This is a genomic window from Actinomadura rayongensis, assembly GCF_009831215.1.
GTDB classification, from domain to species: Bacteria; Actinomycetota; Actinomycetes; order Streptosporangiales; family Streptosporangiaceae; genus Spirillospora; species Spirillospora rayongensis.
In genome coordinates this window covers 19,909-27,666 of the sequence record NZ_WUTW01000014.1, presented here as the reverse complement: position 1 = coordinate 27,666, position 7,758 = coordinate 19,909, and the positions used below count along the sequence as shown (strand labels likewise).

Annotated in this window: 6 protein-coding genes; 3 read left to right on the top strand and 3 right to left on the bottom strand. The window is 75.6% G+C overall.

What is annotated here, in order from left to right:
- Positions 1 to 533 precede the first annotated feature (533 nt).
- Positions 534 to 1,283 (top strand): MIP/aquaporin family protein, encoded by a 750-nt coding sequence (locus tag GQ466_RS30550; RefSeq protein ID WP_161106561.1) that lies wholly within the window; start codon positions 534 to 536, stop codon positions 1,281 to 1,283.
- A 4-nt stretch (positions 1,284 to 1,287) separates the two neighbouring features.
- Here the strand turns inward: GQ466_RS30550 and GQ466_RS30545 are convergent, their stop codons facing one another.
- Positions 1,288 to 1,926: a hypothetical protein gene (locus GQ466_RS30545; protein WP_161106560.1), complete on the bottom strand. Its 639-nt coding sequence runs from the start codon at positions 1,924 to 1,926 to the stop codon at positions 1,288 to 1,290.
- Positions 1,927 to 2,038: 112 nt separating this feature from the next.
- Positions 2,039 to 2,638: an RNA polymerase sigma factor gene (locus GQ466_RS30540; protein ID WP_337193686.1), complete on the bottom strand. Its 600-nt coding sequence runs from the start codon at positions 2,636 to 2,638 to the stop codon at positions 2,039 to 2,041.
- Between the two features lie 106 nt (positions 2,639 to 2,744).
- On the opposite strand from GQ466_RS30540, the gene GQ466_RS30535 reads away from it, so the two are divergent.
- Entirely contained in the window at positions 2,745 to 3,209 is a 465-nt protein-coding gene (locus GQ466_RS30535) for a hypothetical protein (RefSeq protein ID WP_161106558.1), read from the top strand.
- Positions 3,206 to 5,317 carry a glycosyltransferase gene (locus tag GQ466_RS30530; RefSeq protein WP_161106557.1) on the top strand — a complete coding sequence of 704 codons (2,112 nt, stop codon included), beginning with the start codon at positions 3,206 to 3,208 and terminating at the stop codon, positions 5,315 to 5,317. Before GQ466_RS30535 ends, GQ466_RS30530 begins: the two co-directional genes overlap by 4 nt.
- Positions 5,318 to 5,363: 46 nt before the next feature.
- Here GQ466_RS30530 and GQ466_RS30525 read toward each other — a convergent pair whose 3' ends face one another.
- Positions 5,364 to 7,451, bottom strand: a complete 2,088-nt coding sequence (locus GQ466_RS30525; protein WP_161106556.1) for a peptidoglycan recognition protein family protein — start codon at positions 7,449 to 7,451, stop codon at positions 5,364 to 5,366.
- Between the last annotated feature and the right edge of the window lie 307 nt (positions 7,452 to 7,758).

The following is a 7,758-nucleotide window of genomic DNA, read 5'->3' as shown; positions in this document are numbered from 1 at the left end:
GTGGCCATCAGAACATTCGTCGCACGCTTATGCATCAACAATCCTTTGTTCGGCGGACAGAACAACCGCCCCAGGCCATGCGAGGGCCGTGGAATCAGAGCGGTGTGAGCGCCGTGCGAAGGAGAAGAGAGCCTCGCCCGAGAAGGGGCGGGACACGACGCCCGAAGCGGATCGGCCGAGAAGGGCCGCGCTTCCAGAGAGGGACCGCGTGTTGCGATCTGAGGGGTATAACCCCGCGTTGTCCCAGATGATGCCCCCGGGTAGGTAAAGAACCGGGGGCCGGGGTCATGGGACTGTCGCGATCCACCGGGTATAACCCCATGGGCTCGTCCAGCATGCCCCGCGAAAGGTAAAGAACCCGGGGCCGGGAAAGGACGCGTGAAGCGTCCTCGCAGAAAGGCAGGACGCCCGGCCATGGGAAAGGATTCCTCGCCGCGCGGTAAAGAAGATCAGGATTCCGGCCGCGCCCCTCCGCCGGACGCCGCGTTCCGGGTACGGCCCCGACGGAACCGGCATCCTCGGAAAGAGGCACCATGGTCAAGAAATGTGTGGCGGAGTTCCTCGGGACGGCGCTGCTCGTCTACTTCGCCGTCGGGGTGGCGGCGCTGTCGTTCGGCTTCGGCGTCACCGGGCGCAGCCTGTCCGCCGGGGTCGTGGCGACCGCGCTGACCTTCGGCTTCGTGATGCTCGTGCTGACCTACGTCCTCGCGCCGATCTCCGGCGCGCACGTCAACCCGGCCGTGACGCTGGGGGCGCTGATCACGGGCCGGATCAGCGTGCGCGGGGCGGTCGGCTACTGGATCGCGCAGTTCCTCGGCGGCATCGTCGGCGCGCTGATCCTGTGGGCGACGCTGAACGCGTCGCCGATCTACCGCCGCGCCACGACGGGCCTCGGCGCGGACGGCTGGGGCTCGGCGAGCATCATCCGGGTGAGCCTCGGCGGCGCGTTCCTCGCCGAGGTCGTCCTGACGGCGTTCTTCGTGTTCGCGGTGCTGGCCGTGACGAGCAAGACCGCCGACCGCGCCACCGCCGGCGTCGTCATCGGCCTGGCCCTCGCGGTCGCCCACCTCATCGGCGTCGCGATCACCGGGACGTCCGTGAACCCGGCGCGCTCACTCGGCCCGGCGGTGATCCTCGGCGGGACGGCGCTCAGCCAGGTGTGGCTGTTCATCGTCGCGCCGATGGTCGGGGCGGTGGTAGCGGCGGCCGTCCACCTGTACTTCCACCCGATCGCGGAGGCGACCGCGCCGCCGGAGGAGCCCCGGGCGCCCGCCGAGCCCTGACCCGCTACTCGTCGCCGACGTGCGGCGCGTTGCCGTTCCCGGCGTTCGGGGTGTGCGACGCCTTCGGGCGCTTGTCCGGCCGCCGGGGCGGGTGCTCGGTCACGCCGCGCCCGGGCTTCGCGCTCGGCGGCCCGTCGCCCGGGACGCCCTGCGTCGCCCGCACGTCGCCCTTCACCGGCGACCGGGACGGCGACGGCGTCGCGGCGGCGTCCGGCGTCGGACGCGGCGCGGGGCTCTCATCAGCACGCGGCGCGGCCGACCGCCCCGACGGCCCGGTCCGCTCCCGGTCCGGCGCGTCGGTCCGCGTCGCCGGGTGCGTCCGCGCGGGCGCGCCGCCGGGCGTGGGCAGATGACCGCTCGCGGCGGCCAGGCCCGCCCCGCCGCCGAGCGCCGCCACGACCCCGCCGACGGCCAGCGCCCGGAAGGTGACGGCGCGCGCCCGCCGCGCCGCCCGCCCGGCCCGCGCCGCACGGAACGCCGCGACCGCCGCCTCCTCGCCCGCCAGCTCCTCCGGCTCCGCCGGCCCCTGCGCCGCCGCCACCAGCCGCTCCAGCCCGGGCGACCCGACCTCCGAGATCTCGTCGCTCAGAGCGCCCCGCTCACCTGCGGCGCGCCCGATGCCATGGGCTTCCGGCTCCGTCACAGTGTTCCCCGCTCGCCTGCGGCGCGCGCGGTGCCGCGCGCTTCCCTCGTCGCTCTGGTCGCAAGCTCCCGACGCTCCTCAGTCCAGCGCACGGCGCGCGCCTCCGGCTCGCTCACAGGGCTCCCTCGGTGTGCGTGCGGACCGGCGCGGGGCCGGTGTCGGGTGCGGTGTCGAGCCGCGCGGCGAGGCGGCGCAGGCCGCGGTAGGCGGCGGTGCGCACCGCGCCCGCCCGCTTGCCGAGCACCTTGCCCGCGCGTTCGGCGTCCAGCCCGACGACGACGCGCAGCAGCACCGCCTCGGCCTGGTCCCGGGGCAGTTCGGCGATCAGCCGCACCGCCGCGTCGGTGGACAGGCGGCCGAGCGCGAGCGCCTCGGTGTCCTCGCGGGCGGGCATCGACAGCACCTCCTCCAGCGGCCGGTCGGCGACGGGACGCCGGGAGCGGCGGCGCAGCAGGTCCAGCGCGCGGTTGCGGACGATCGTCGCGCACCAGCCCCGGAACGCGTCCGCCTCGCCCCGGAACCCGGCGATGTCGCGGGCGATCTGGAGCCACGCCTCGGCGGTCACGTCCTCGGCGTCGGACCCGGCGAGCGAGCGGGCATAGCGCAGCAGCCGGGGCTGGACGTCCCGGTAGAGCAGCCGGAACGCGTCCTCGTCGCCGTCGGCCGCCGCCGCGACGGCCCGGTCGAGCTCGTCCTCCGAGGCGTCCTCCACGGCGCCATTGTGCAGGCAAACCCGGACTGGTGTGACATCTGTGAGCATTCCGGCGCTCAGGGAGCAGGGCGTCCGGACGCCCCTCCTGCGAGCAGTGATGGAACCGATGACCCACGACGTGATCACGCACGGCCCGGAGGCCACGGCCGCCGAGCCGGTCTTCGTCGACCCGACCGGGCGGCGGCGCAGGCTGCTGCGCGGCCTCGGCCTGGCCGCCGGCGGGCTGTGCGCGCTCTTCCTGGCCGGAGTCGGCCTCGGCGCCGCGACCGGCGCGCGGGTGCCGATGACGCCGTGGACCGCCGACGGCCCCTCCGCGACCGTCTCCCCCGCCCACCCCCGGGCGAAGCAGGAGGGCACGCCCCGGTCCCGGATCGTCCCGGCGGCGACGCCCCGCGAGGTGCCCGGCCCCGCCCCGGCGAGCCGGACCGCCGTCGCCGCGCGGCCGGAGGCGACACCGGCGCCGACCGCGCGCGCCACGGCCGCGCCCCGCCCGTCGTCCCACGCCGCGACCCCGACGCCGGGCCACGGACGGGTCACGCCTCCCGCCAAGGGCCGGACCAAGAAGCCGTGACGCGACGCCGCACCGAACCCCGGGGCCACTGGCTCCTGCTCGCGCTCGGCGGGCTCGCGCTGGCCGCCCTGCTGCTCTTGGACGGCTACGCGCACGGCGCCGTCGGCGAGGGCCCGCACCGGACGCCGCCGCACCCGGCCCCCGCGCCCGCCGCCGTGACGTCCGGCGGCCCGGTGCTGAACCTGGCGGACGGCACGCCCCGCAGCCGCCGCCTCCCCGCCAAGACCATCGCGCTCACCTTCGACGACGGCCCCGACCCGGTCTGGACGCCGAAGATCCTGGACGTCCTGCGCCGCCACAACGCCCGCGCCACGTTCTTCACCACCGGCGCCCACGCCGCGCAGCATCCCGAGATCATCCGGCGGATCCTGCGCGAGGGCCACGAGATCGGCTCGCACACCTACACGCACGCGGACATGGCGTCCGCCCCGGCCTGGCGCGACGACCTCGAACTCGACCTCACCCAGCGGGCGCTGGCCGGGGCCGCCGGGGTCCACACGCGGCTGCTGCGGCTGCCGTACTCGTCGGTCCCGAGCGGGCTGACCGCCGCCGAGTGGCGGGCCGCCGAGCGGGCGGGCCGCGCCGGCTACCTCGTCGTGCTCACCGACCGCGACACCGAGGACTGGCGCCGTCCGGGCACCGCCGCGATCGTGGACCGGGCCGTCGCCGGGACGGGCGGCGGCGCGGTCGTCATGCTCCACGACTCCGGCGGCGACCGGGCCCAGACCGTCGCGGCCGTCGACCAGATCATCACGCGCCTCCAGCCGCGCGGCTACCGGTTCACGACCGTGACCGGGGCGCTGCGGCTGCCGCCCGCCGCCGTCCCCGCGTCCCGCACCGAGAAGGCCATCGGCTGGACGCTCGTGACCGCGCAGCGGGCGGCGGGCGCGCTGACCGGCGCGCTCGGCGCGGTGTTCGGCATCGCCGGGGCGCTGTGCGCGCTCCGGCTCGCCGCGCTGCTGGTGTTCGCGCACGTCCACAAACGCCGCGTGCGGCGCCGCCGCCGACCGCAGCCGCGCGAGTGGCCGGGCGTTTCGGTGATCGTCCCGGCGTACAACGAGGAGGCGGGGATCGCGGCGACGGTGCGGTCCCTGCTCGCCACCGACTACCCGGGCGACCTGGAGGTCGTCGTCGTGGACGACGGCTCCACCGACGCCACCGCCGCGATCGTGGACGCCCTCGCGCCGCCCGGCGTCCGGCTCGTCCGCAAGGCCAACGGCGGCAAGCCGAGCGCGCTGAACGCGGGCATCGCCCTGGCGCGCCACGACCTGCTCGTGCTCGTGGACGGCGACACCGTCTTCCAGCGCGACACGCTCCGCCACCTCGTCACGGCGATGGCCGACCCGGGCGTCGGCGCGGTCAGCGGCAACACCAAGGTCGCCAACCGGCGCGGGCTGCTCGGCCGCTGGCAGCACATCGAGTACGTCATCGGGTTCAACCTCGACCGGCGGATGTTCGACGTCCTGCAGTGCATGCCGACCGTGCCGGGCGCGATCGGCGCGTTCCGCCGGACGGCGCTGCGCTCGGTCGGCGGCGTCCCCGAGGACACGCTCGCCGAGGACACCGACCTGACCATGGCGATCTGCCGCGCGGGCTGGCGCGTGGTCTACGAGGAGAAGGCGATCGCCTGGACCGAGGCGCCCGCGTCGCTGCGCCAGCTCTGGCGGCAGCGCTACCGCTGGTGCTACGGGACGTTGCAGGCGATGTGGAAGCACCGGGCGTCGGTCGCGCACCGGGGCCCGTCCGGGCGCTTCGGCCGCCGCGCGCTGCCCTACCTGGCGCTGTTCCAGGTCGTGCTGCCGCTGTTCGCGCCCGCCGTGGACCTCTTCGCGCTGTTCGGCGTCCTGTTCCTGGACCCGGTGGCGCCCGCCGCGACGTGGGCGCTGTTCGTCGCGGCGCAGGCGGCGGCGGGCGCGTACGCGCTGTGGCTGGACGGCGAGCGGATCCGGCCGCTGTGGGCGCTGCCGCTCCAGCAGGTCGTCTACCGGCAGCTTCTGTACCTCGTGGTGATCCAGTCGCTGGTCACGGCCGTGCTCGGCGCGCGGCTGCGCTGGCACACGATCCGCCGCACCGGGACGTTCGCGGACGCCCCCGTCCCGGTCCCCTGAGCCCCGTCCGCCCGGCCGTTCCCCCTCGGCCGGGCGGACGGCCTTTTCACCGCAGGTAGGCGATCCCGTCGATGCCCACGACCGCGCGCCCGGACGTCCCCGCCACCACGATCTTGATGGTGTGCTTGGCGCTGGACGACCACGCCTTCGTCCACGCGAGCTGCCGGTACGCGGTGGTGGACGCGCGGGTGTCGAGCGTCCCGGCCTTGGTGCCGTCCACGTAGACGGTCACCGCGCCGGTGTTCGCGGCGCGCTTGACGATGAGGCCGACCGAGCGGCCGGTGAACGTCCAGGACGCGTAGGCGCCGCGCGAGCTGGAGTACAGCCCGCGTCCGCCGAGGTAGGACGACGTGGTCGTGGTCCGCCAGGTGCCCTTGCGGTAGGCGCTCTGCTCGGCGACCAGCGCGGCCGTCCGGCTCACCGAGGAGGTCGCCGCGTTGCCCGCCGCGTCCGTCGCGGTCAGCGCCCAGGTCTGCGCGGAGCCCGGCTTGGCCGTCGCCGACCAGCTCGTGGTGGTCGGGGGGAACGTCTTCGCGCTCGGGGACGTCGCCCGGACGCCCGCCAGCAGCGTGTTGTCCGTGACCTTCCAGCCGAGCGTGACGGGCGCGGCGGTCGTGTTGACGGTCGAGCGGCGCAAAGACAGCGCGGCCCCCGACCCGAACACCGGCTTGGTCGCGTCGGCCGTGACGGCGTAGGCGGGCGCGTCGCTGACCTTCCCGCCCGCGTAGACGGCCCGCAGCGCGAGCGTGTGCGCGCCCGCCGCGAGGGTCACGGCGGCGGACGTGGCGGTCCCGGCGGGCTGCGCGACGACCTTGCCGTCCACCCGGACCTCGTAGGACTCGGCGCCGGTGGCCTTCCAGCCGAGCGTCACCGCGCCCTTGGTGTAGTAGCGGGTGCCGGACTTGGCGGCCCCGGCCAGCGTGGTCGCCGGGACGGGCCAGGTGACGTTCCGCGCGGCCGTCCGGAGGGCCGGCAGCTTGCCGTACAGCTGGGCGCCGGGGCACTCGGTCGCGAACCCGTCGCTGTGCCCGGCGATCGTGCTGAACGTGACCTCGGTGCCGTAGGGGTACTTGCCGCCGGTGCCGTCGGGCGCGAGCGAGGTCAGCTTCGTGGTCCCGGTCGGGTCGACGCCGGTGAGGCCGAGCTTCCAGGCGGAGAGCCGCGCGACGGCGTCGAGCGCGGCCGAACTCGGCTGGGCGGACGTGTACGTCCCGAGCACCGCCACGCCCGTCGTGTCGGTGTTGAACCCGTAGGTGTGCGCGCCGTGGACCGGACGGTCCGTCCCGCCCGCGCGGCCCTCGAAGATCGTCCCGCACTTGTCGACGAGGAAGTTGTAGCCGATGTCGTCCCAGCCCTGGCTCTGCACGTGGTACAGGAAGATCGCCCGGACGGCGGACGCCGAGTCCGCGCAGGCCACGTCGTTCCCGGTGTCGGTGTGGTGGACGAACACCGCCTTCACCGAGGTGTCGTAGGTCGGCGGCGCCTTGACCAGCGACTCGTCCGCGCCCCACCCGGCGCGCGCCACCAGCGCGGGCTGCGCGACGGCCGCGGCCTTCACCGGCGGCGCCGGGGAGCCGGCGGGTTCGACGGCGGCGGCCAGCCGGACCGGCACGGGCCCGCCGGCGGCGCGGGGCGTCGGGCGGGTGGTGGTCCGCCCGGTGCCGGGGTCGACCAGGTCGACGCGGAGCCCGGCGGGCAGCGTCCGGCCGTGCCCGGTCACGCGGACCTCGATGCCGTCCGACGGCCCGGTCCACAGCGCGCCGGTGCCGCCGCGCACGTTCTTGCCCGGCTTGTCCGGGACGTCCTGAGTCTCGGTCGCGACGCTCCGCCACGGCAACCACGTGCCCGTCCCCCGCGCCCGCGTGCGCACCCGCACGGTCCCGCGCAGCTCGGCGCGCGGCCGGTCCCACGTGACGCCGACCAGGCTGAACGGCGCGGTGGTCGCGGCGGGCAGCCCGCGCGTGTTCGCGCCGAGGTCGCGCAGGGAGCGCGCGGCGACCCGGCCGGGGTCGGCGGGGCCACGGACGGCCGACACCGCCTGAACGGACGGCGCGTCGGCGGTGCGGAAGGCGACGAATCCGCCCGCCGCGACGAGCGCGACGGCGGACGCGCCCGCGAGGACGAGTCTCGGCATGGTTCTCCGATCGGGAGCAGGACCCGCACAAGCGGTCCCGTGCCGCGCGGTCGCGGCGCCCACCAAGATCCCATGATCACGACCGCGAGGCCACCGGAGATGCGGCCTTTATCCCGTTTTCGGTGCTTCGTCACACGCCGCACGCGGACGGAATCCCGGCCCGCCGATTCACCGCGCAGGACCGACGGACCGGGCTCCGCCACCGGCACCTTGGTCACCGGCACCCCGAACACTACTGTGCGTCATCATCCGGCACGATACGAAGCCGAAAATCACGATCGGCCGCCGGCCGCGCCGGGTGTGCTTT